General features: G+C 71.0%; 17 protein-coding genes. 13 read left to right on the plus strand and 4 right to left on the minus strand.

The features are described 5' to 3' along the window. Positions 1-6: 6 nt before the first annotated feature. Together ABZ154_RS01550 and hflX are read left to right on the plus strand one after the other, a co-directional pair. Complete coding sequence (locus tag ABZ154_RS01550; RefSeq protein ID WP_356827973.1) at positions 7-1,461, plus strand: M1 family metallopeptidase; 1,455 nt, start codon at positions 7-9, stop codon at positions 1,459-1,461. 162 nt (positions 1,462-1,623) lie between these two features. Continuing rightward, the gene (hflX, locus tag ABZ154_RS01555; RefSeq protein WP_356827974.1) at positions 1,624-3,144 is read left to right on the plus strand and encodes a GTPase HflX; all 1,521 of its coding nucleotides are present in this window, start codon (positions 1,624-1,626) and stop codon (positions 3,142-3,144) included. Positions 3,145-3,223: 79 nt separating this feature from the next. Here hflX and ABZ154_RS01560 read toward each other — a convergent pair whose 3' ends face one another. Both ABZ154_RS01560 and ABZ154_RS01565 read right to left on the minus strand, forming a co-directional pair. After that, positions 3,224-3,676 (minus strand): ATP-binding protein, encoded by a 453-nt coding sequence (locus tag ABZ154_RS01560; protein ID WP_356827976.1) that lies wholly within the window; start codon positions 3,674-3,676, stop codon positions 3,224-3,226. 130 nt (positions 3,677-3,806) lie between these two features. Further along, the gene (locus tag ABZ154_RS01565) at positions 3,807-4,976 is read right to left on the minus strand and encodes a hypothetical protein (RefSeq protein WP_356828177.1); all 1,170 of its coding nucleotides are present in this window, start codon (positions 4,974-4,976) and stop codon (positions 3,807-3,809) included. A 356-nt stretch (positions 4,977-5,332) separates the two neighbouring features. On the opposite strand from ABZ154_RS01565, the gene ABZ154_RS01570 reads away from it, so the two are divergent. The 5 genes from ABZ154_RS01570 to ABZ154_RS01590 are packed head-to-tail and all read left to right on the plus strand — an operon-like array spanning position 5,333 to position 13,501. After that, entirely contained in the window at positions 5,333-6,727 is a 1,395-nt protein-coding gene (locus ABZ154_RS01570; protein WP_356827978.1) for a diaminobutyrate--2-oxoglutarate transaminase family protein, read from the plus strand. A 28-nt stretch (positions 6,728-6,755) separates the two neighbouring features. Continuing rightward, on the plus strand, positions 6,756-8,690 hold the full coding sequence (locus ABZ154_RS01575; RefSeq protein ID WP_356827980.1) for an IucA/IucC family protein: 1,935 nt from the start codon (positions 6,756-6,758) through the stop codon (positions 8,688-8,690). A gap of 36 nt (positions 8,691-8,726) precedes the next feature. Further along, on the plus strand, positions 8,727-9,488 hold the full coding sequence (locus tag ABZ154_RS01580) for a GNAT family N-acetyltransferase (protein WP_356827982.1): 762 nt from the start codon (positions 8,727-8,729) through the stop codon (positions 9,486-9,488). A gap of 60 nt (positions 9,489-9,548) precedes the next feature. Then, positions 9,549-11,492: an IucA/IucC family siderophore biosynthesis protein gene (locus ABZ154_RS01585; protein ID WP_356827984.1), complete on the plus strand. Its 1,944-nt coding sequence runs from the start codon at positions 9,549-9,551 to the stop codon at positions 11,490-11,492. Positions 11,493-11,530: 38 nt separating this feature from the next. Beyond that, positions 11,531-13,501 (plus strand): ATP-dependent DNA helicase, encoded by a 1,971-nt coding sequence (locus ABZ154_RS01590; RefSeq protein WP_356827986.1) that lies wholly within the window; start codon positions 11,531-11,533, stop codon positions 13,499-13,501. Positions 13,502-13,602: 101 nt separating this feature from the next. Here the strand turns inward: ABZ154_RS01590 and lexA are convergent, their stop codons facing one another. Further along, positions 13,603-14,400, minus strand: a complete 798-nt coding sequence (gene lexA, locus ABZ154_RS01595) for a transcriptional repressor LexA (protein ID WP_026242273.1) — start codon at positions 14,398-14,400, stop codon at positions 13,603-13,605. A 480-nt stretch (positions 14,401-14,880) separates the two neighbouring features. On the opposite strand from lexA, the gene nrdR reads away from it, so the two are divergent. Beyond that, positions 14,881-15,393 carry a transcriptional regulator NrdR gene (gene nrdR / locus ABZ154_RS01600; RefSeq protein WP_356827988.1) on the plus strand — a complete coding sequence of 171 codons (513 nt, stop codon included), beginning with the start codon at positions 14,881-14,883 and terminating at the stop codon, positions 15,391-15,393. A gap of 164 nt (positions 15,394-15,557) precedes the next feature. Then, complete coding sequence (locus ABZ154_RS01605) at positions 15,558-18,449, plus strand: vitamin B12-dependent ribonucleotide reductase (protein ID WP_356827990.1); 2,892 nt, start codon at positions 15,558-15,560, stop codon at positions 18,447-18,449. A 284-nt stretch (positions 18,450-18,733) separates the two neighbouring features. Here the strand turns inward: ABZ154_RS01605 and ABZ154_RS01610 are convergent, their stop codons facing one another. Next, entirely contained in the window at positions 18,734-19,270 is a 537-nt protein-coding gene (locus ABZ154_RS01610) for a TerD family protein (RefSeq protein WP_356827992.1), read from the minus strand. 207 nt (positions 19,271-19,477) lie between these two features. On the opposite strand from ABZ154_RS01610, the gene ABZ154_RS01615 reads away from it, so the two are divergent. The 4 genes from ABZ154_RS01615 to ABZ154_RS01630 all read left to right on the plus strand — a co-directional run bounded on the left by ABZ154_RS01615 (position 19,478) and on the right by ABZ154_RS01630 (position 23,829). Continuing rightward, a complete protein-coding gene (locus ABZ154_RS01615; RefSeq protein ID WP_356827994.1) occupies positions 19,478-20,083 on the plus strand; it encodes a YdbC family protein in 606 nt (201 codons plus the stop codon). A 113-nt stretch (positions 20,084-20,196) separates the two neighbouring features. Continuing rightward, positions 20,197-20,856, plus strand: a complete 660-nt coding sequence (locus tag ABZ154_RS01620; protein WP_356827996.1) for a histidine phosphatase family protein — start codon at positions 20,197-20,199, stop codon at positions 20,854-20,856. 12 nt (positions 20,857-20,868) lie between these two features. Next, positions 20,869-21,777, plus strand: a complete 909-nt coding sequence (locus tag ABZ154_RS01625; RefSeq protein ID WP_356827998.1) for an ADP-ribosylglycohydrolase family protein — start codon at positions 20,869-20,871, stop codon at positions 21,775-21,777. Positions 21,778-22,002: 225 nt separating this feature from the next. After that, positions 22,003-23,829: a DUF4173 domain-containing protein gene (locus ABZ154_RS01630; protein WP_356828000.1), complete on the plus strand. Its 1,827-nt coding sequence runs from the start codon at positions 22,003-22,005 to the stop codon at positions 23,827-23,829. Positions 23,830-23,873: the final 44 nt, after the last annotated feature.

Consider the following 23,873-nt stretch of genomic DNA (forward strand, 5'->3'; position numbering starts at 1 on the left):
TAGTCCATGCCGCACCTCTCCCGCCGCCTGCGGGCCGCCCTCCTGGCCACCGCGTCGCTCACCCTCGTCGCCGCCGCCCTGCCCGCCCCCGAGCCCCTGGGCATCGGCGACCGGCTCTTCCCCGAGCTCGGCAACCCCGGCTACGACGTCCTCACGTACGACCTCTCCTTCACCTACCACGGCAGCAACAGCAAGCCTCTGGACGCCGTCACCAAGATCAGGGCCCGCACCACCGCACCGCTGGAGCGGATCAACCTCGACTTCGCCCGGGGCACCGTCCAGGGCGTCGAGGTCAACGGGCAGGCCGCCGACTTCGGCAGCAAGAACGAGGACCTCGTAGTCCAGGCCCCACGGCGCCTCCCCGAAGGCGTACCGCTGAACATCACCGTCCGGCACACCAGCGACCCGTCCGGAACCTCGGGCAACGGCGGCTGGATCCGTACCGCGGACGGCCTCGCCATGGCCAACCAGGCCGACGCCGCCCACCGGGTCTTCCCCAGCAACGACCACCCCTCGGACAAGGCGCACTTCACCTTCCGCGTCACCGCGCCCAAGGACCTCACGGCCGTCGCCAACGGACTGCCCGCCGGCCACACCCGTAACGGCGCCACGACCACCTGGACCTACCGCACCCAGCACCCCATGGCCACCGAGCTCGCCCAGGTCTCCATCGGCCGGTCCGCCGTCCACCACCACACGGGCCCGCACGGACTGCCGCTGCGCGACGTCGTCCCGGCCGCCGACCGCGAGAAGCTGGAGCCCTGGCTGAAGAAGACCCCCGCCCAGCTGGAGTGGATGGAGCGGCGGGTCGGCCGCTACCCCTTCGAGACGTACGGGGTTCTCGTCGCCGACAGCCGCATCGGGTTCGCGCTGGAGACCCAGACGCTCTCCCTCTTCGGCAGGTCCCTCTTCACCGAGCCCGCCTACCCCGAGTGGTACGTCGACTCCGTCATGGTCCACGAGCTGGCCCACCAGTGGTTCGGCAACAGCGTCTCGCCGGCCTCCTGGTCCGACCTCTGGCTCAACGAGGGGCACGCCAGCTGGTACGAGGGCCTGTACGCGGAGGAGAACGGCGGAGCGACGCTGGAGCGGCGGATGCGCGAGGCGTACAAGCTCTCCGACGGCTGGCGGGCGAACGGCGGCCCGCCCGCGCACCCGGACGGCCCGGCCGAAGGCGAGAAGCTGAGCCTCTTCCGGCCCGTCGTCTACGACGGCAGCGCCCTGGTCCTCTACGCCCTGCGCCAGGAGATCGGCGCAGCCGCCTTCGACCGGCTGCAGCGCGCCTGGGTCCGGATCCACCGGAACGGTACGGCGACCACCGCGGACTTCACCCGGCTGGCGTCCGGTATCGCGGGACGGGACCTGACGGCCTTCTTCGAGGACTGGCTGTACGGGAAGAAGACCCCGGCGATGCCCGGACACCCCGACTGGCGTGCGGCCGAGCCCGCCGCCACCCCCTGAGGGCGGGGGAAAACCCCAGTGACGGGCCCGGTGGGGCCGTGCCACTATCGACACGTCGGCACGGCGGACCGCACCGGATTCCCCGGCGGGAATGATCGGGAATCATCCGGACAGGTCACACGTTGTGACTGACGTAAAGACTTCTATCGACATAAGGATCCAATGACCTCCTCTTCTTCCCTTCCCCAGGACGCGCAGGACGCGCAGAGCGCCACGGAGAACATGCCCGAGAGCCTCACCGAGAGCCTTCGGGCCGACGCCCTGATGGAAGAGGACGTCGCCTGGAGCCAGGAGATCGACGGAGCGCGCGACGGCGACCAGCTGGACCGCTCCGAGCGAGCCGCCCTGCGGCGCGTCGCCGGTCTCTCCACGGAGCTCGAGGACGTCACCGAGGTCGAGTACCGCCAGCTGCGCCTGGAGCGCGTCGTGCTGGTCGGTGTCTGGACCTCGGGGACGGTGCGTGACGCGGAGATCTCCCTCGCGGAGCTCGCCGCACTCGCCGAGACGGCGGGCGCACAGGTGCTGGACGCGGTGTATCAGCGGCGGGACAAGCCCGACCCGGCGACCTACATCGGTTCCGGCAAGGCGCTGCAGCTGCGTGACATCGTCCTCGAATCCGGGGCCGACACCGTCATCTGCGACGGTGAGCTAAGCCCGGGCCAGCTGATCCATCTGGAAGACGTCGTCAAGGTGAAGGTGGTCGACCGGACCGCCCTCATCCTCGACATCTTCGCCCAGCACGCCAAGTCCCGTGAGGGCAAGGCGCAGGTCTCGCTGGCGCAGATGCAGTACATGCTGCCGCGACTGCGCGGCTGGGGCCAGTCGCTCTCCCGTCAGATGGGCGGCGCCGGTTCCGGCGGCGGTGGCGGCATGGCGACCCGTGGTCCCGGTGAGACCAAGATCGAGACGGACCGGCGGCGGATCCGCGAGAAGATGGCGAAGATGCGCCGGGAGATCGCGGAGATGAAGACCGGCCGCGAGATCAAGCGGCAGGAGCGCAAGCGCAACAAGGTGCCCTCCGTCGCCATCGCCGGATACACCAACGCGGGTAAGTCCTCGCTGCTCAACCGCCTCACCGGAGCCGGTGTCCTGGTGGAGAACGCCCTGTTCGCCACTCTGGACCCGACCGTGCGCCGGGCCGAGACACCGAGCGGCCGCATCTACACCCTCGCCGACACCGTCGGGTTCGTACGGCACCTGCCGCACCACCTCGTCGAGGCGTTCCGCTCCACCATGGAGGAGGTCGGCGAGTCCGATCTCATCCTGCACGTGGTGGACGGCTCGCACCCCGTTCCGGAGGAGCAGCTCGCCGCGGTGCGCGAGGTCATCCGGGACGTCGGCGCGGTGAACGTGCGCGAGATCGTCGTGATCAACAAGGCGGACGCGGCGGACCCGCTGGTCCTCCAGCGACTGCTGCGCAACGAGAAGTACGCGATCGCCGTCTCGGCCCGGACCGGTGACGGGATCGACGAGCTGCTCACGCTCATCGACGCCGAGCTGCCGCGTCCGTCCGTCGAGATCGAGGTGCTCGTGCCGTACATCCAGGGGGCTCTGGTCTCCCGGGTGCACGCCGAGGGTGAGGTCCTCTCCGAGGAGCACACCGCCGAGGGCACCCTGCTCAAGGCCCAGGTCCACGAGGAACTGGCAGCGGAGCTGGAGACGTTCGTCCCCGCCGCACACTGATCACCGCACGCCAAAGGCCGTAATCACCGCACGGCACACACCATGACAGAGACGCCCGACCGGGACCCCCGGCCGGGCGTCACCTGTTTCCTGGGTCTTCGCGCCCCGCAGCCTTTTCGGAGTCCTCGTACCCAGGGGGCACGAAGCACGCGGTCACGGTCTTGCCGTCCCGCTGCGGATGGTGCTGCCAGCTGTCGGCCAGCGCGTCCACGATGGCCATACCGCGACCACCGAGTGCGCCCGGGTCGTCCTCGCGCTGAGTGGGCGGCCGCGAACTGGAGTCGTGGACGCTGACGTGCAGACACGTGCTGTCCCACGTCAGGATGAGCTGGGCGTCACTGTGGGCGTGCTTGTGCGCGTTGGTGATGAGCTCGGAGACGGCGATGAGCACCGAGTCCACGGTGTCGGGCGCGTTCCGGGCCCACTCCAGGGATTCGAGGTGCTCGCGCGCCCAGTTCCGCCCCGCGCGCACTCCTTCGGATATGGGGAAGGACTGCGCCCAGCCCACCGCCCTCATCGTGGAATCGGTCATCGCCATGCCTCTCGGTCGGCCACACGGATTCGGCACTCGGTCGCCTTCCGTGTACCCGCCGGAACGCCGAACACCGTCCCGCCGAGGGGCGGAACGGTGTTCACAGCTGTCGTGCGCGGGCGGGAAGGCCCTACTGCCCCGCGTACTTCTCGCTGACCGCGCGGTAGACGCCCTCGGCCTCCTTGCCGAGCCGGGGACCGGCCAGCCAGCCCGCCGAGACCGGGCCGATCGAGGTGTTCGAGACCAGGGCGGGCTTGCCGTCCGAGCCGGCCGCGACCCAGCCGCCACCGGAGGAACCACCGGTCATCGTGCAGCCGATGCGGTACATCGTCGGCTCGTCCTGCCGGACCGAGAGGCGGCCCGGCCGGTCCTTGCACTGGAGCAGCTTCTGGCCGTCGAACGGCGGCGCGGCCGGGTAGCCGGTGGCCGTCATGTCCGCGATCTGCGGTACGGCGGGGGCGTTGAAGTCGACCGCCAGCGCCGAACCGACCGTCTCCTCCAGCGACTTGCCCGTCGACCCCTTCTCGGGCGTCACATGCAGCACCGCGAAGTCGTACGGGGCACCCTGCCCGCCGGTCGCCGCACCCTGGGCGATCCACTGCTCGGAGGTCTGGGCCCACCGGCCCCACCACAGGCCGTAGGGAGCGATCTTCTCCTTGGGCGCGGTCTCCAGTTCCGTCAGGGAGAGGTTGTCGTTGTTGTAGGACGGGACGAAGGCGATGTTGCGGTACCAGCCGCCCGCCTTACCGGCGTGCACACAGTGCCCGGCGGTCCACACCATGTTGGACTTGCCGGGGTTCGCCGGGTCCTTCACGACGGTCGCGGAACAGACCATCGGGCCCTTGGGGCCGTCGAAGAGCAGCTTCCCGGCCTCCGGCGCGTTGTCGTGGTACGGCGTCGCGACACCGGCCGCCTGGACGGGTGCGGGCGCCGGGTCCGTCACACCGTCGTCACCGGAGATGTCGTTGTCGACCGGGTTCTCCGGGGGCTTGTCGGCCTCCCGCATCCGGTCCGGGTCCCAGAGGCCGTCGATGATCGGGTTGACGAAGTCCTTGGCCTCACGCAGCCACGTGTCCTTGTCCCAGTTCTTCCACTCGCCGTCCCGCCACTTGTCCGGGTCGATCCCGTGCTCCTTGAGCCGGTCCTTGAGATCGTCCGGAATGGTGACCTTGCCGTCCGCCTGGCCGGCCGGGGCGCTGGGCGTCGTACCGCCGCCGATGTCCTCCTCCGGACCGCAGGCGGTGGCGGTGAGCGCCAGGACGGCGACGGCCGCCGTCGCGGCGAGCACACCGGAAGGCATGCGCCGTACGCGCCTGCCGCGGCGTGCGGTGTCGGTCGGGCGAATGGGTCGCATCTGGTGATCCCCCTGGGACTTCGTCACTCGGTACTCCGCGTTGCTTTTCGGACACTTCGGGGCCGGGGAGCAGGTTCTCCGGTCCTCGGTGCGACCCCCACTATGCCGGTGCCGATGGGGACGGTACGCGGCAGGTCCGCGGTTCCGTCCCCGCAAGGATGTTCCGATTTACCCGTGATCCCTTGCGTTCGGCGTCGTTGGTACGTACGGGGGACACCAGGGCAGCGTTCACCCCCGCACTCCGTCCGCGCGAAAACGTACCGACGTGCAACGCAACTGTTACCGCAGGAGGATCAAGAGCCGTGTCCGTGACCGAACCCGCTCCGGTGGCACCGCCTCCTGCGCACGAGGGCATCCTCCGTCGCCAGTCGCTGCGAGAGTCGGCCGCCCGCACCTACGCGCGCTCCCTGCCGATCGTCCCGGTCAGGGCGCGCGGGCTCACCATCGAGGGCGCGGACGGACGGCGGTATCTGGACTGCCTGTCGGGCGCGGGCACCCTGGCGCTCGGCCACAACCACCCGGTCGTGCTCGAAGCCATCCGGAAGGTCCTGGACTCCGGCGCCCCCCTGCATGTGCTCGATCTCGCCACCCCGGTCAAGGACGCCTTCACCACCGAGCTGTTCGCCACGCTGCCGCGCGAGCTCGCCGACGACGCCCGCATCCAGTTCTGCGGCCCCGCCGGTACGGACGCCGTCGAGGCCGCGTTCAAGCTGGTCCGCGCCGCGACCGGGCGCGACGGTCTGCTGACCTTCACCGGCGCCTACCACGGCATGACGGCCGGGGCGCTGGGGGCCTCCGGCGGCGCCCGGGACGTCCGGGTGACCCGGCTGCCCTTCCCGCAGGACTACCGCTGCCCGTTCGGGATCGGCGGCGCGCGCGGGGCCGCCCTGGGCGCACGGTGGACGGAGCACCTGCTGGACGACGAGAAGGGCGGGGTCCCGGCCCCGGCGGGAATGATCGTGGAGCCGGTCCAGGGCGAGGGCGGCGTCAACCCCGCGCCGGACGCCTGGCTGCGCAGGATGCGCGAGATCACCCGGGCCCGGGGTATCCCGCTCATCGCCGACGAGGTGCAGACCGGCGTCGGCAGGACCGGTGCCTTCTGGGCGGTCGAGCACAGCGGCATCGTGCCGGACGTCATGGTCCTCTCCAAGGCGATCGGCGGTTCCCTCCCGCTCGCGGTCATCGTCTACCGCTCTGAGCTGGACCTCTGGCAGCCGGGCGCCCACGCGGGTACGTTTCGTGGCAACCAGCTCGCCATGGCGGCGGGCGCGGCCACCCTCGCGTACGTCCGGGAGAACGGACTGGCGGAACGGGCGGCGGCCTTGGGCGCCCGCATGCTCGACAGCCTGCGGACGCTGCGGGCGGACCATCCGGGGATCGGCAACGTACGGGGGCGCGGACTGATGATCGGCCTGGAGCTGGTGGACCCCGAGGCCGCGCCCCTGCCGGCCGAGGCCGACGACCACGCCCCGGCCCCGCCGCCGGACCCGGCCCTCGCCCGCGCCGTCCAGCAGGAGTGCCTGGACCGCGGCCTCATCGTCGAACTCGGCGGCCGGCACAGCGCCGTGGTCCGCCTCCTGCCCCCGCTCACCCTCACCGACGAGCAGGCGAGTGCCGTCGTCGACCGTCTGGCCGACGCGCTGGCGGCCGCGGAGCGTTCGCCGCACCGCAGGGCCGCGGCCGGGCCGACCTCCTGATCCCCGGAACCACACAAGGAAGACCGCCGTGAACCCCATCCCCGCCTCCGAGGCCGACGGCCCCGGTACCCCCCAGCACCGAGGGCAGGACGGACCGGCCGCCCCCGGCACGGTCGAGGCGACGACCGTGCCCCGTCAGAAAGCGGTGCAGGGCGACGACGTGAGCGACCCGGCGTACGCCCCCACGGAGCCCGGCGCCCCGGAAGCCCTCGACGCCGCAGCGCCGTACGACGGACTCCGGGACGGCCAGGACCTGTTGGACCACCCGGACCCGCTGCGGGCCGCCGACGCCGCCGGCACCGAGAGCCTCCTGCGGTGCTGGACCCGGGAGAACGACCTGCCCCGCCCCGACGGCGACACCCTGCGCGTCGCCTTCCCTGCCACCGGCACCGCGCTGCTCGTCCCCGTTCACTACTGGTCCGCCACCGGCGCCCACCGCTTCGGCGCCCCGGTCCTGGAAGGCGCGCCCGAGAAGGCCCCGTCCGCCGACGCCGTCACCGTCGCCGTCCTGATCGGCCGGGAAGCCGACCGCAACGGATCCGCCGACCTGGTCGCCCGGGTCGCCGACTCCGTACGCCACACCGCCGGGTTCGTCGAACAGCGGCGGCGCCGCCCCGCCGACCCGGCCGACGCCGACCTCTTCCTCACCGCCGAGCAGTCCCTCCTCCTCGGCCACCCGCTCCACCCCACCCCAAAGAGCCGCGAAGGGCTCTCCGAGGCGGAGTCCCGGCGCTATTCGCCGGAGCTCCACGGCTCTTTCCCACTCCACTGGTTCGCCGTGGACCGTTCCCTGACCGCCACCGACTCCGCCTGGAGCGAGGGCGGGGAGGCGTCCGCCGAGGAGCTCCTCGCCCCGCACCGCGACGGCTTGCGCCTGCCGTCCGGCACCGCCGCCCTCCCCCTGCACCCCTGGCAGGCCGCCGACCTGCTGAGCCGTCCGCAGGTCGCCGCGCTCCAGGAGACCGGCCTGCTGCACGACCTCGGCCCGTACGGCGAGCACTGGCACCCCACCTCGTCCATCCGCACCGTCCACCGCCCCGGCGCCCGCGTGATGCTCAAGCTCTCCCTCGGCGTCCGCATCACCAACTCCCGCCGCGAGAACCTCCGCAAGGAGCTGCACCGGGGCGTCGAGGTCCACCGCCTCCTGACCACCGGACTGGCCGAGAGCTGGCAGCGGGAACACCCCGGCTTCGACATCGTCCGCGACCCCGCCTGGCTCGCCGTCGACGACCCCGAGGGCACCCCCGTCACCGGCCTCGACGTGATGCTCCGGCAGAACCCCTTCGGCCCGGGCGACGACGCCGTCTGCATCGCCGGACTCACCGCACAGCGGCCCCGGCCCGGGCAGCCCCTGATGCGCTCGCGGCTCGCCGAGGCCGTCGCCGCCCTGATCGCCCGGACGGGCCGCCCGCTCGCGGACGTCTCCGCCGAGTGGTTCCGGCGCTATCTGGACCGCGTCGTACGCCCCGTCCTCTGGCTCGACGCCCACGCCGGCGTCGCCCTGGAGGCCCACCAGCAGAACACCCTGGTCCTGCTCGACCCGGACGGCTGGCCGGTCGGCGGACGCTACCGTGACAACCAGGGCTACTACTTCCGGGACTCCCGCCGCGACGAGCTGGAGCGGCGGCTCCCGGGCATCTCCACCGTCAGCGACACCTTCGTATCCGACCAGGTCACCGACGAGCGGTTCGCCTACTACCTGGGCATCAACAACGTCCTCGGCCTCATCGGCGCGTTCGGCGCCCAGCGCCTCGCCGACGAGCAGGCCCTTCTCGCCGTCCTCCGTCAATTCCTCACCGAGAACGCGGAACTGGGCTCGCCCCTGCCCGCGTATCTTCTCCAGAACCGCCAACTGCGCTGCAAGGCAAACCTGCTGACCCGGCTGCACGGACTGGACGAGCTGGTCGGTCCGGTCGACACCCAGTCCGTCTACGTCTCCGTCGCCAACCCGCTGCACGCCTGAGGGGCCCGGCCCCGCTCCAGAGAGGAGAGTGTCACCGTGCCTCCCGCCGACGCGCCCGCCGAATCCGACGCGGAGCCTCCGGAACCGGGCTCCGGGCCCGGCGGCCGGGGAACCCCCACCGCGCCCACCGGCACAGAAGACACTCTCGACCTGAAGCTCACCGAGGAACTCCTCGCCCTCATCTCAGAGGACCGGAACAGGGCAGCTCGTCGGTGCGACCCCGCCGGCGAGCTGCTCGGTGACCCGGCCACCTGGCCCGGCGCGACCACCGAGGCCGGGGTCTTCCACCTGGTCCCGGTGGACCTGCAGCGCGATCTCGCCGTCCTCAGCCGCTGGATGAACGACCCCGCCGTCGCCGCCTTCTGGGAGCTCGCCGGGCCCGAATCCGTCACCGCCGACCATCTGAGGCCGCAGCTCGAAGGGGACGGCCGCTCCCTCCCCTGCCTCGGCGTCCTCGACGGAACGCCCATGAGCTACTGGGAGATCTACCGCGCCGACCTGGACCCGCTGGCCCGCCACTACCCCGCCCGCCTCCACGACACCGGCATCCACCTCCTCATCGGGGGCGTGGGCAACCGGGGGAGGGGCGTGGGCACCACCCTGCTCCGCGCGGTCGCCGACCTCGTACTGGACAACCTTCCGCGATGCGGCCGGGTCGTCGCCGAGCCGGACCTGCGCAACACCCCGTCCATAGCGGCGTTCCTGAGCGCAGGATTCCGCTTCTCCGCAGAAGTGGACCTCCCCGACAAACGTGCCGCTCTCATGATCCGCGACCGAACGTACCGTGATCACCTGTGAACATCGCGCCGCACCGTCCATACCGCTCGAACCCCATCGGTTCCACCCGGAGGAGTCCCCGTGCCGACATATCCCGCGAGCCATGATTCAGTCGAGCCTCACCCTCTCCTCAGCCCCCCGGAACTGAACCGGCAGGTCTGGGACAGGGCCGCAGCGCGGCTGCTCGCCAAGATGCTCGGCGAGTTCGCTTACGAGGAGATCATCGAGCCCGAACGCCGGCCCGGCGACGGCCGCCTGCACTCCCTGTCGCTCGACGACGGTACGGAGCTCCGCTTCTCGGCCGACCGGGGCGTCTACGGAAGCTGGCGCGTCGACCCCGATTCCATCGAGACGGTGCAGAGCTCCGCGGCCGCCCTCTCCAACGGCTCGTCCCCGCCCTCCGGTTCACCCTCGCCCAGGGCATCCTCCAACGCCTCTTCCTCCACCGCGTCGGCCAATGGCTCGTCCGAGGGGACCCGCCCCTTCCGCGACCCGCTGCGGTTCCTCGCCCGCGCCCGAGGTCTCCTCGGCCTCGACGGCGCCACCCTCGGCCACCTCATCCGGGAGCTGACCCTCACGCTCTCCGCCGATGCCCGGCTCGACCACACCGCCCTCACCGCGCGCGAGCTCGCCGACGTCGACTACGCAGAGCTGGAAGGCCACCAGACCGGCCACCCCTGGCTGGTGGCGAGCAAGGGGCGGCTCGGCTTCTCCGCCGCCGACGCGGCCCGCTTCACGCCCGAGACCCGCAGCCCCCTCCAGCTGCCGTGGATCGCCGTGAGCACCCGCATCGCGCAGTACCGGGGCGTGGGCCGCCTCACCACCCACGAGCACCTCTACGCCCAGGAGCTCGACCCCTCCGTGCGCGCCTCGTTCGCCGCCGAGCTGCACGCCCGGGGGGTCGACCCGGAGAGCTACCTCTACCTCCCCGTACATCCCTGGCAGTGGGACGAATGGATCGTGCCGCTCTTCGCCCCCGCCATCGCAGACGGGGACATCGTGGCGCTGCACACCGACGGCGACGCACGCCTCGCCCAGCAGTCCGTCCGCACCTTCGCCAACGTCGCCCGCCCCGACCGGCACACCGTGAAGCTGCCGCTGTCCATCCTCAACACCCTGGTCTGGCGCGGCCTGCCCACCGAGCGGACCCTCGCCGCCCCCGCCGTCACCGCCTGGGTCCAGGGCCTGTGCGAGGCCGATCCGTTCCTGCGCGACACCTGCCGCGTCATCCTCCTCGGCGAGGTCGCCTCCGTCGCCGTGGAACACCCGCTCTACGACCACCTCCCCGAAGCCCCCTACCAGTACAAGGAAATCCTCGGCGCGATCTGGCGGGAGCCCCTGCCGCCCCGCCTCGCACCGGGCGAACGCGCCCGAACGCTCGCCTCCCTCCTGCATACGGATCCGGCGGGCCGCGCGTTCACGGCCGAACTCGTCGAGCGCTCCCGCCTCGCCCCGGAGGCCTGGCTCACGCGCCTCTTCGCCGCCCTGCTGCCGCCCCTGCTGCACTTCCTCTACCGCTACGGCACGGTGTTCTCCCCGCACGGCGAGAACGCCATCGTCGTCTTCGACGACAACGACGTGCCGGTACGGCTCGCGATCAAGGACTTCGTGGACGACGTCAACGTCAGCGCCCACCCGCTGCCGGAGCACGACACCATGCCCGACGAGGTCCGCACCGTCCTCCTCACCGAGGCGCCGTCCTTCCTCACCCAGTTCATCCACTCCGGCCTCTTCGTCGGTGTCTTCCGCTATCTGTCCCCGCTCTGCGAGGAGCAGCTGGGGGTGAGTGAGGACGCCTTCTGGTCACTCGTCCGGGCGGAGATCGTCCGCCACCACGCCCGCTTTCCCGAGCTCAAGGAGCGGTTCGAGCTGTTCGACATGCTCACCCCCGAGATCGAACGGCTCTGTCTCAACCGCAACCGGCTGCACGTGGACGGCTATCGCGACCGCTCCAGCCGGCCGCACGCGGCGATCCACGGCAGGGTTCCCAACCCGCTGCACCCCGCTGCCCGGATCCGGGGGTGATCGCCGTTGTCACTGGTGCGCCGTAGGGTGGTCGGGCTATGACGAAGCCACTCCTCCCCGAGCTCCTGCACGCCGCCGTCACCGCCGTCGGCGGTACGGAACGGCCCGGCCAGGCCACCATGGCCGAGGCTGTCGCCGAGGCGGTCGACGACCGATCCCACCTGCTCGTCCAGGCCGGTACCGGCACGGGCAAGTCCCTCGGCTACCTGGTGCCCGCGCTGGCGCACGGGGAGCGGGTCGTCGTGGCCACGGCCACCCTCGCCCTCCAGCGCCAGCTGGTGGAGCGGGACCTTCCGCGCACGGTGGACGCCCTGCACCCGCTGCTGCGTCGGCGCCCGCAGTACGCGATGCTCAAGGGCCGGTCGAACTACCTCTGCCTGCACCGGCTCCATGAAGGGGTCCCGCAGGACGAGGAGGAGGGGCTCTTCGACCAGTTCGAGGCGGCGGCGCCCTCCAGCAAGCTGGGCCAGGATCTGCTGCGGCTGCGGGACTGGTCGAGCGACACGGAGACCGGCGACCGGGACGACCTCACCCCCGGCGTCTCGGACCGGGCCTGGGCGCAGATCTCGGTCTCCTCGCGCGAGTGCCTGGGCGCGACGAAGTGCGCGTACGGCGCCGAGTGCTTCGCGGAAGCGGCCCGTGAGCGCGCCAAGCTCGCCGATGTGGTGGTCACCAACCACGCCCTGCTCGCGATCGACGCCATCGAGGGCGCCCCGGTGCTGCCCTCGCACGAGGTGCTGATTGTGGACGAGGCGCATGAGCTGGTCTCCCGGGTGACCGGGGTGGCCACCGGCGAGCTGACCCCGGCCCAGGTCAACCGGGCGGTCCGCCGGGCGGCGAAGCTGGTCAACGAGAAGGCCGCCGACGCGCTCCAGACCGCCGCCGAGGGGTTCGAGCGGGTGATGGAGCTGGCGCTCCCGGGGCGGCTGGAGGAGGTGCCCGAAGACCTCGGGTACGCGCTGATGGCGCTGCGTGACGCGGCCCGTACGGTGATCTCCGCGATCGGAGCAACCCGGGACAAGTCGGTCGAGGACGAGAACGCCGTCCGCAAGCAGGCCCTGGCCTCGGTCGAGTCGATCCACGGGGTCGCCGAGCGCATCACCCAGGGCTCGGAGTACGACGTCGTCTGGTACGAGCAGCACGACCGGTTCGGCGCCTCCGTGCGGGTGGCTCCGCTCTCCGTCTCCGGGCTGTTGCGCGAGAAGCTCTTCGCCGAGCGTTCCGTGGTCCTGACCTCGGCCACGCTGAAGCTCGGCGGGGACTTCAACGGGGTGGGCGCATCCCTGGGGCTCGCCCCCGAGGGCACCGCGGGCGACGACATCCCGCAGTGGAAGGGGCTGGATGTCGGCTCCCCGTTCGACTACCCGAAGCAGGGCATCCTCTATGTCGCCCGGCATCTGAGCACCCCGGGCCGCGAGGGGTCCCGTACGGACATGCTCGATGAGCTGGCGGAGCTGGTGGAGGCGGCGGGCGGCCGCACGCTGGGGCTGTTCTCCTCCATGCGGGGGGCCAAGGCGGCCGCCGAGGAGCTGCGGGGCCGGCTGGACAAGCCGATCCTGCTCCAGGGCGAGGAGACCCTCGGCGAGCTGATCAAGAACTTCGCAGCCGACCCGGAGACCTGCCTCTTCGGCACCCTCTCGCTCTGGCAGGGCGTCGACGTGCCGGGGCCGAGCTGTCAGCTGGTGGTCATGGACCGGATCCCGTTCCCCCGGCCCGACGACCCGCTGATGAGCGCACGCCAGAAGGCGGTCGAGGAGGCCGGCGGCAACGGGTTCATGGCGGTGGCCGCGACGCACTCCGCGCTGCTGATGGCCCAGGGCGCGGGCCGCCTCGTCCGGGCCACGGGCGACAAGGGTGTCGTCGCCGTGCTGGACCCCCGGCTCGCCAACGCGCGGTACGGCAGCTACCTGCGGGCCTCGATGCCGGACTTCTGGTACACGACGGACCGCAACCAGGCGCGCCGCTCACTCGCCGCGATCGACGCCCTGGCCAAGGCGGACGGCAAGTAGGAGGGTGCGGGGGCGACGAAGAGCCCCGGGGTCGCCGTAGAGCGTCCCGGGGCTCCGTCATGTCCTTGAGGCGTGTCCTTGGGATCAACGACCGATGCTCTTCACACCCGCCGCAGCACCGCCACCACCTTGCCGAGGATCGTCGCCTCGTCACCGGGGATCGGCTGGTACGCGGCGTTGTGCGGCAGCAGCCACACATGGCCGTCCTCGCGGCGGAAGCGCTTGACCGTCGCCTCGCCGTCCAGCATGGCGGCGACGATGTCCCCGTTCTCCGCGACGGGCTGGCGGCGCACGGTGACCCAGTCGCCGTCACAGATCGCCGCTTCGATCATCGAGTCACCGACGACCTTCAGGACGAACAGCTCGCCGTCACCGACGAGCTGGCGCGGCAGCGGGAAGACGTCCTCGACCGACTCCTCCGCGAGGATCGGCCCACCGGCTGCGATCCGGCCCACCAGCGGCACATACGACGCGGCGGGCTTCCCCGTCGTGTCGGTCGGCTGGGTGCTGGGCTGATCCGATCCGCGCACCTCGTACGCACGGGGCCGGTGCGGGTCCCGTCGCAGGAACCCCTTGCGCTCCAGGGCCATCAGCTGATGGGCGACGGACGACGTGCTGGACAGGCCCACCGCCTGACCGATCTCGCGCATGGACGGCGGGTATCCCCGGCGCTGCACGGAGTCGCGGATGACCTCGATGACCCGCCGCTGCCGGTCCGTGAGACCCGAGCTGTCCGCCCTGATCCCTGGCGGCCTCCCGGGCAAGGAGCGCCCGGGTCGCGCGGGCTCGGGCCCGTCCGTGTTCGTGACTGAGTCATTCATGGCATGCACCGGCTCAAGTCGGCTCTGGGAGCGGTGGTCCCGCGCGGTGATGGTGGCACTGTCTGCGGTCGTGGTCACGTCGGCCCCTCTCGAATGTTCTCCCTAGCTGGACAACGGTAGTAGCTTTCGAAAGGTTGCGCCAAACACACGTTCGAGTGAAAAACGAATAAAGGGCTCCCGCCATCCTTCCCTCAGGTGTATGAGCACGAGACGGAAGGGTGCGTACGGGGTTCGGCGGGCTCCCCGCCGGGTCCAGGCACCAGTCTTTCATCCGGCCCCGCACCTCCGACCCCCGGCAACTCGCGGACCGCGCGATTCCCGTACCCTCTTGCCTGGCCCGGGCGCCCACGGCTGCCCCCCGGGGTGCGACACGCGGAAGGGTCGAAATTGCGACTCAACCCTAGATCTAGTGGTTGGATCGTTCCGGCCGCCCAGAAGTTGTGGTCCCGGGTTCATTCGGCCCAGCCTCATCGCCTATGCTGGGGACTGCCTCCGAGGGGCCCGCAAGGGTTGGCCGGAGACGTTGTCCGGTCGCGCTGTGAAGGAGGGTTGGGAGCCATGCACTGCCCCTTCTGCAGGCACCCCGACAGCCGGGTCGTCGACAGTCGCACCACCGACGACGGGACGTCGATCCGTCGCCGCCGCCAGTGCCCCGACTGCTCCCGCCGCTTCACCACGGTGGAGACGTGCTCGCTGATGGTGGTCAAACGCAGCGGCGTGACCGAACCCTTCAGTCGCACCAAGGTCATCTCCGGTGTCCGCAAGGCATGCCAGGGCCGGCCCGTCACGGAGGACGCCCTCGCCAAGCTCGGCCAGCGGGTCGAGGAGGCGGTGCGTGCCACCGGCAGTGCCGAGCTGACCACCCATGACGTGGGTCTGGCCATACTCGGCCCCCTGCAGGAACTCGACCTCGTCGCGTACCTGCGCTTCGCGTCCGTCTATCGGGCGTTCAATTCTTTGGAAGACTTCGAGGCCGCCATCGTGGAGTTGCGCGCGCAGCGGCCCACCGCAGAGGACTGCGGGAGCGGCGAGACCCTTGAGGTCCCCGCCCCTGCCGCTGCCGCCGACTGAGCGGCACCGGCCCGTCACCGTCCGGAGTCATGTCCGTCGGCCGGTGACCGGGCGATGCAGAACCTGTTCCCGGGGCCTACGTGGCTCGCGGGACGACGGACACACACTGTGCCTGGGAAGAACCGGGCACTTCAGGGCGTTTTTGCCCACATATGGGAGGCGGCATGACAGAGACGGCGAGCGGCCCGGCACGAGGTTCCCGCACCAAGGGCGCCAAGGCGAGCAAGGGTCTGCGCATCGAGCGCATCCACACCACCCCCGGCGTGCATCCGTACGACGAGGTGGCGTGGGAGCGCCGTGACGTCGTCATGACCAATTGGCGCGACGGCTCGATCAACTTCGAGCAGCGTGGCGTCGAGTTCCCCGACTTCTGGTCGGTGAACGCGGTCAACATCGTCACCAGCAAGTACTTCCGCGGCGCGGTCGGTACGCCGCAGCGCGAGACCGGTCTCAAGCAGCTGATCGACCGGATCGTGAAGACGTACCGGAAGGCCGGTGAGGAGAACAGCTACTTCGCCTCTCCCGCGGATGCCGAGATCTTCGAGCACGAGCTGGCGTACGCCCTCCTGCACCAGGTCTTCAGCTTCAACTCCCCGGTCTGGTTCAACGTCGGAACGCCCCAGCCGCAGCAGGTCTCCGCCTGCTTCATCCTGGCCGTCGACGACTCCATGGAGTCGATCCTCGACTGGTACAAGGAGGAGGGCATGATCTTCAAGGGCGGCTCCGGGGCCGGTCTGAACCTCTCCCGTATCCGCTCCTCCAAGGAGCTCCTCTCCTCCGGTGGCAACGCCTCGGGCCCGGTCTCCTTCATGCGCGGCGCCGACGCCTCCGCCGGAACCATCAAGTCCGGCGGCGCCACCCGCCGTGCGGCGAAGATGGTCATCCTCGACGTCGACCACCCTGACATCGAGGCCTTCATCGAGACCAAGGTGAAGGAGGAGGAGAAGATCCGCGCCCTGCGTGACGCGGGCTTCGACATGGACCTGGGCGGCGACGACATCACGTCCGTCCAGTACCAGAACGCCAACAACTCGGTCCGTGTGAACGACGAGTTCATGAAGGCCGTCGAGGCGGGCGGCAAGTTCGGGCTGCGTGCCCGGATGACCGGCGACGTGATCGAAGAGGTCGAGGCCAAGTCCCTCTTCCGCAAGATGGCCGAGGCGGCCTGGGCCTGCGCCGACCCGGGCATCCAGTACGACGACACCATCAACGCCTGGCACACCTGCCCGGAGTCCGGCCGGATCAACGGCTCGAACCCGTGCAGCGAGTACATGCACCTGGACAACACCTCGTGCAACCTCGCCTCCCTCAACCTGATGAAGTTCCTCAAGGACGACGGCCTGGGCAACCAGTCCTTCGAGTCCGAGCGTTTCTCCCAGGTCGTCGAGCTGGTCATCACCGCGATGGACATCTCGATCTGCTTCGCGGACTTCCCGACGCAGAAGATCGGCGAGAACACCCGCGCCTACCGCCAGCTCGGCATCGGCTACGCCAACCTCGGCGCCCTCCTGATGGCGACCGGCCACGCGTACGACAGCGACGGTGGCCGCGCCCTGGCCGGCGCCATCACCTCGCTGATGACCAGCACCTCCTACAAGCGTTCCGCCGAGCTCGCCGCGGTCGTCGGCCCGTACGACGGCTACGCCCGTAACGCCGAGCCGCACCAGCGCGTCATGAAGCAGCACTCCGACGCCAACGCCAAGGCCATCCGCACCGACGACCTGGACGCCCCCGTCTGGGCGGCGGCGACGGAAGCCTGGCAGGACGTGATCCGGCTCGGAGCGAAGAACGGTTTCCGCAACGCGCAGGCCTCGGTCATCGCGCCCACCGGCACCATCGGTCTCGCCATGTCCTGCGACACCACGGGCCTGGAGCCCGACCTCGCCCTGGTCAAGTTCAAGAAGCTGGTCGGCGGCGGCTCGATGCAGATCGTCAACGGCACGGTGCCGCAGGCCCTGCGCCGCATGGGCTACCAGCCGGAGCAGATCGAGGCGATCGTCGCCCACATCGCCGACCACGGCAATGTGATCGACGCGCCGGGCCTGAAGCCCGAGCACTACGAGGTCTTCGACTGCGCGATGGGCGAGCGTTCCATCTCCGCGATGGGCCACGTCCGGATGATGGCGGCCATCCAGCCGTGGATCTCCGGCGCGCTCTCCAAGACCGTCAACCTGCCCGAGACGGCCACCGTCGAGGACGTCGAAGAGGTCTACTTCGAGGCGTGGAAGCTGGGCGTCAAGGCGCTCGCGATCTACCGCGACAACTGCAAGGTCGGCCAGCCCCTCTCCGCCAAGACGAAGGACAAGGAGAAGGAAGAGGTCACCGCGAAGGCCGAGGAGACCATCCGTACGGCGGTCGAGAAGGTCGTCGAGTACCGCCCGGTCCGCAAGCGTCTCCCCAAGGGCCGCCCCGGCATCACCACCTCCTTCACGGTGGGCGGCGCCGAGGGCTACATGACCGCCAACTCCTACCCGGACGACGGTCTCGGTGAGGTCTTCCTGAAGATGTCCAAGCAGGGCTCGACCCTCGCGGGCATGATGGACGCCTTCTCCATCGCCGTCTCGGTCGGTCTGCAGTACGGCGTCCCGCTGGAGACGTACGTCTCGAAGTTCACGAACATGCGCTTCGAGCCGGCCGGCATGACGGACGACCCGGACGTGCGGATGGCGCAGTCGATCGTCGACTACATCTTCCGCCGCCTGGCGCTCGACTTCCTGCCCTTCGAGACCCGCTCCGCCCTCGGCATCCACTCCGCCGAGGAGCGCCAGCGCCACCTCGACACCGGTTCGTACGAGCCGTCCTTCGAGGCGGATGGCGTGGACTCCGAGAGCCTCGCCCAGTCGGCACCGGTGCAGCCCTTGAAGGCGGTGGCGGCTTCCCGCGAGTCCGCCGAGAAGCCGGCTCCGGCGACGGCGCACACCTCGGCCGAGCTGGTCGAGATGCAGCTCGGCATCAGCGCGGACGCCCCGCTCTGCTTCTCCTGCGGTACGAAGATGCAGCGCGCCGGCTCCTGCTACATCTGCGAGGGCTGCGGCTCGACCAGCGGTTGCAGCTGAAACGGGGCGCAAGGGCGTCGAGTACACCACTCGGCAAGCTTCACCCTGACAAGTAGTCCCTGTTGAGAGGGGCGTCAGCCTCGGGCTGACGCCCCTCCGGCGTAAGGGCCGGCCATATGGCCGGTCTGTCCGGGCAGGGAAGAGCGCGGTCGCCGCGGTTCTGGCAGCCCCCCCGGGGCCCCTGGCCGCCGCACCGTGATGCCGGGGGCCCTGTGCTCAGGACCCGCGGCACCCTGGTTGGCCGAAAGACGTCGCGTCACGACGTCGGTGTCAGGGCGCCGATGTCAGGTCCCGGGGTCGCGGTTGCCCATGACCGCGGCGAAGGCGTTCGGGTCGGCGTCGAAGCCACGTACGTCGGCGCGGAAGATCCACTGCCCGGAACCGGTACGGGAGAACTCCCCGACGACGGCCGCCGTCGACGACGCCACACCCGCGAAGTCGTCCTCGATCAGGCTCGTGTAGCCCTCCCGGATCTCCACCGCCGTGCTGCCGACCTCGCCGAAGGTCTTGCGGCCCTCGCGCTGCTGGATGGCGACGCCTACCACGACCCGGCCGTACCGGTCCGCCAGCCGGTCCAGCTCGATCGTCATGACCTCGTCGAAGCCGAACCCCTGGCCGGTTCTGCTGTCCCGGTTCAGCGTGATGGTCCCGTCCGGCGAGCGGCTGTCGAAGTGCACCAGGTACGAGGGGCTGCCGTACGGCGCGTCCGCCGGGTAGGTGGCCGCGATGATGTCGAGGTCGATGTCCGGTTCACCGTGCGGGCTGGGGTCCCATTTGATCCGTACTTCGACTTTCTCGATGTCCTTGTTCGGAGTGCTCACCGGACTTCCCCTCCTGGCCGACGGTCCATGGACCGTTCTCTTCATCCGATTCACCCGATCATGTACGGAACGGGCCGTGCCGCCAACTGCCCCTGTGACGGACGGCTGATTCGGGCCACGCGCCCGGGGCCGCCGGCGGAACGTCCGGCTCGGGTGGTCCGTGGACGACCGTGACCCGTGCGACGTTCCGCGCCGTACGATGGCGCGGTGCTGGTGAAGTGGATTCGCTGCTCCGTGGTGGACCGTCATGGTTTCGAGCGGGGACAGCGGAAGTGGGCGGGGCTGCTCGGCGAGCCGGGGTTCAGGGGGCAGAGCGGTGGGTGGAGCCGAACGCGCCCCGATGTCGCCCACGTCTTCGCTTTCTGGGAGAACCGCGTCTTCTACGACTCGTTCATGGCCCGCGGACACGACCGCCAGGCGACCGGGCAGGCCGGCACCTTCCGTGACATGCACGTCATGCTCTTCGAGCGCCGGTTCGACGTGAAGACGGGTTTCGAGCCGGACTTCACGGAGGCGGATGTCGTCAGGGTCGCGCACAGCAGCGTGCACGAGGACCGGGCCGAGCACTTCGTGCTGATGCAGAAGCAGGTGTGGAACCCGGCGATGGCCGGTTCCCCCGGGATGCTGCGCGGGATCTTCGGGGAGGCGCCCGGTAACGAGTTCCTCGTCCTGTCCATGTGGAAGTCGAGTGCCGAGCGGGGCAAGTACCGCGCGGACGGGGCGGAGCGCCTGGCGGCGCGCGCGCAGACCGAGACGGACGTGGCCGCGCTGTCGGGGGACGTCGTCGCGCTGGAACCCTCCTGGACGGTCTGACACCGTCCCTGTGGGGGATACGCGGTCTCTGTGGGCGATACGGCGGTCTCTGTGGGGCATACGCCGTCTCTGCGGGTCACGCGTGATCGCCGCACACCACCTAGGGTCGGTGCATGGCACGACCGCAGCGCATCGTCCTCGTCCGGCACGGCGAGTCCGAGGGCAACGCCGACGACACGGTGTACGAGCGGGAGCCCGACCACGCGCTCCGGCTGACCGCGACGGGACTGCGGCAGGCCAAGGAGACCGGGGCACGGTTGCGTGAGCAGTTCGGCGAGGAGAGGGTGAGCGTCTACGTCTCCCCCTACCGGCGGACCCACGAGACCTTCCGGGCCTTCGGTCTCGATCCCGCCCGGGTCAGGGTCCGCGAGGAGCCCCGGCTGCGCGAGCAGGACTGGGGCAACTGGCAGGACCGGGACGACGTACGGCTCCAGAAGGCCTACCGGGACGCCTACGGGCACTTCTTCTACCGCTTCGCCCAGGGGGAATCCGGCGCCGACGTGTACGACCGGGTGGGCGCGTTCCTGGAGAGCCTGCACCGCAGCTTCGAGGAGCCGGACCACCCGGAGAACGTCCTGCTGGTCACTCATGGACTGACCATGCGGCTGTTCTGCATGCGCTGGTTCCACTGGTCGGTCGCGGAGTTCGAATCGCTGTCCAACCCGGGCAACGGGGAGACGAGGACCCTGCTCCTCGGCGAGAACGGCCGCTACACCCTCGACCGGCCCTTCCAGCGCTGGCGTACCCCTGAGCCGTACGGGCCCACCGGATAGAGTGGCAGAGCGATGACCGTTGATTCTGCTTCCGAGCGGCGCTTCGAACGCGCCCTGGCCAGCCTGCGTGGCCTGTCCGTGGGAGACGCCCTGGGCTCCCAGTTCTTCGTCCCGGTCAACTACCCGCTGCTCAGACAGCGCCTCCTGCCGCCCGGCCCCTGGCAGTGGACCGACGACACCGAGATGGCCTCCTCGGTCCTGGCCGTGCTCGCTGCCCATGGCCGCGTGGACCAGGACGCGCTCGCGCACTCCTTCGCCGAGCACCACGACTTCGACCGGGGCTACGGCCCCGCCGTGAACCGGCTCCTCCGGCTCGTACGGGAGGGCGGCGACTGGCGCGAGCTGGCGTCGGCGCTCTTCAACGGGCAGGGATCGTGGGGCAACGGTTCGGCCATGCGGATCGCCCCGCTCGGCGCCTGGTACGCGGACGACCCGGAGCAGGCCACCCACCAGGCCGAGATCTCCTCGTACACCACCCACCAGCACCGTGAGGCCGTCGTCGGCGCGATGGCCGTCGCGGCGGCCGCCTCGCTCGCCGCCGCCCCGGACGGGCCGCCGAAGCCCGAGGAGCTCCTCGACGGCGTGATCGCGCTCGTGCCCCGCAGCGCGGTCGGCGCCGGACTGCGCCGGGCCCGCGACATGCTCGACTACCAGGACGCCGGGACGGTCGCCGCGGTTCTCGGCAACGGCCGCAGGACGAGCGCCCACGACACCGTGCCGTTCGCCCTCTGGTCGGCGGCCAGGAGCCTCGGAGACTTCGAGGAGGCGTTCTGGCTGACGGCTCAGGCGGGCGGTGACGTCGACACGACCTGCGCCATCGTCGGGGGAGTCATCGCCGCCGGTACGGCCGGGGCGCCGCCCGCCGACTGGCTGGCGCAGACGGAGGCCCCGCCCGGCTGGCTGCTCCCGGCGCACCACTGACCGTACGAACGCTCCTGCGGAGGGGGCCGGGCCGACCGTCTGTCACGGTCCTGCCACAGGCCTCACTCTGAGTGTTCGCGAACACCGGTTCGGAATTAATCTTTCGGCCACGCCGTCCCCTGGTCGATCTTCGCCGGTCGACGTCCATGGACGCGCGCCGAATGAGATGCCGGGACCACGTGCCCTCCCGGGGTGTGCGCGGGTCGTCGGTGGGGGAGGGGTCCCATGTCCGAACGACCGTCCGAGCCGCCCGGGTCGTCCGAGCCGCCCAAGGCGTCAGGCCCGCCGGCCGACGGTTCGCCGCAGCCGCAGCCGCAGCCGCAGCCGCCGGGGCAGGCGTCACCGCCCGCGGAGCCGATGGCCCCGGCCGCGACCCTGCCACCGGCACCGCGGCCCGGCCCCCCCGCCGCCCAGGGCGTCGAGTCGCCGGCCACCCCCGCGCACCTCCACGCCCAGCGGCAGCGGGCCCAGGGGGCGCAACAGGCCTGGCAGCCGGGCCGCCCCTGGCAGCCCCCGGTCAAGCGTCCCGGCGCGACGGCCAAGCTGCGCCCGGCCGCACCCCCGCTGATCCCGCACGCCGTCCTGTGGGCCGCCCTGGCCACCGCCGTACTCAGCGCGCTCCTGCTCGGCGACGGTCTCGGCGTGAACCTCCTGATCGTCGTGGTGCCAGCCGCCCTGGCCGCCGGTTTCGCCGCCCGGGCGGCGGGGCGCCGCCCGCGGCCCTGGACCGCCACCTGGGCCGTCGGCGGTCTCTCCCTGCTCGCGGTGCCCGCGCTCCGGGACGCGGGCTGGCCCACGTTCCTGGCTGTCGTGTCGGCCTTCGCCCTGGGCTCGCTGGCGCTGCACGGCAGCCGGAGCTGGCTCGGGGTGCTGATCGGGTCCGTGGGCACCCTGGATTCGGTCGCGTCGGGGATCCGGTGGGGCTGGCGCGGGGTACGGGAGCGGGCCGACGGCTCCCGGGGGCGCTGGGGCACCGCCGTACGCACCACGGCCGTGGCCGTCGGGCTCCTCGTGGTGTTCGGGACGCTCTTCGCCAGCGCCGACGCCGCCTTCGCCGACCTGCTGGGCAAGCTCACCCCCGACGTGTCGGTCGTCGACGGCCCGTGGCGGACGTTCCTCTTCCTCGTGGGCCTCGTAGGGGCACTGGCCGCCGCCCGCACCGCCGCCGCCCCCGTGCGCTGGGACGGCCTCAGCGTCAAGGCGGGCAAGCCCCGCGGACGTACGGAGTGGGCCCTTCCGCTCATCGTCCTCGACCTGCTCTTCGCCGCGTTCATCACCCTTCAGCTCGTCGTCCTCACCGGGGGCTACGACAAGGTGCGGGAGGAGACCGGGCTCGACCACGCCGAGTACGCCCGCCAGGGCTTCTGGCAGCTGCTCTGGGCCACCCTGCTCACCCTCCTCGTGATCGCCCTGGCCCTGCGCTGGGCACCGCGCGGCGGCAGCCGGGACCGGACGCTGGTACGCGCCGTGCTGGGCACCCTCTGCGTGCTCACCCTGGTCGTCGTCGCCTCGGCGCTGCGCCGCATGGACCTGTACGTCGAGGAGTACGGGCTCACCCGGCTCCGGATCTCCGTGGCCGCGATGGAGCTCTGGCTCGGCGTCGTGTTCGTCCTGATCCTGGCCGCCGGAGTCTTCGGCGCCAAGTTCCTGCCGCGCGCGATCGCGGTCAGCGCCGCGGCCGCCGTACTGGCCTTCGGGGTGATCTCCCCGGACGCGGTGGTCGCCGAGCAGAACGTCCAGCGCTTCGAGGACGACCCCACCTCGATCGACCTCGACTACCTCAAGAACCTCTCCGCCGACGCCGTCCCGGCCCTCGACAAGCTGCCGGAACCGCAGCGCTCCTGCGCGCTCCGGGTCATCCAGCGCGAACTGCGCGGCTCCGACTCCCCCTGGTACGCCACCAGCTGGGGCGAGGCGCGGGCCGAGGAGATCCTCCGCGAGCGTCCCGCGACCGCTGACCACCGCACCTGCTACGGCCTGGGCACCGACGGTGTCCGGGAGGGCGAGCGGGGCGGCTACGAGCAGGGCCACGACGACTACGACCCCTACTGATCCCACCCCGGACCGGCGCCCGTCGGCAGAATCTCCGTGTGCAC

Source organism: Streptomyces sp. NPDC006261 (genome assembly GCF_040613515.1).
In the GTDB taxonomy this organism is placed as follows: Bacteria; Actinomycetota; Actinomycetes; order Streptomycetales; family Streptomycetaceae; genus Streptomyces.

Bases quoted from the DNA above. Each gene is read 5' to 3' on its own strand.
- ABZ154_RS01550 (WP_356827973.1), top strand. From the start codon at position 7: ATGCCGCACCTCTCCCGCCGCCTGCGGGCCGCCCTCCTGGCCACCGCG.
- hflX (WP_356827974.1), top strand. From the start codon at position 1,624: ATGACCTCCTCTTCTTCCCTTCCCCAGGACGCGCAGGACGCGCAGAGC.
- ABZ154_RS01560 (WP_356827976.1), bottom strand. From the start codon at position 3,676: ATGACCGATTCCACGATGAGGGCGGTGGGCTGGGCGCAGTCCTTCCCC.
- ABZ154_RS01565 (WP_356828177.1), bottom strand. From the start codon at position 4,976: ATGCCTTCCGGTGTGCTCGCCGCGACGGCGGCCGTCGCCGTCCTGGCG.
- ABZ154_RS01590 (WP_356827986.1), top strand. From the start codon at position 11,531: ATGACGAAGCCACTCCTCCCCGAGCTCCTGCACGCCGCCGTCACCGCC.
- nrdR (WP_356827988.1), top strand. From the start codon at position 14,881: ATGCACTGCCCCTTCTGCAGGCACCCCGACAGCCGGGTCGTCGACAGT.
- ABZ154_RS01605 (WP_356827990.1), top strand. From the start codon at position 15,558: ATGACAGAGACGGCGAGCGGCCCGGCACGAGGTTCCCGCACCAAGGGC.
- ABZ154_RS01620 (WP_356827996.1), top strand. From the start codon at position 20,197: ATGGCACGACCGCAGCGCATCGTCCTCGTCCGGCACGGCGAGTCCGAG.
- ABZ154_RS01625 (WP_356827998.1), top strand. From the start codon at position 20,869: ATGACCGTTGATTCTGCTTCCGAGCGGCGCTTCGAACGCGCCCTGGCC.
- ABZ154_RS01630 (WP_356828000.1), top strand. From the start codon at position 22,003: ATGTCCGAACGACCGTCCGAGCCGCCCGGGTCGTCCGAGCCGCCCAAG.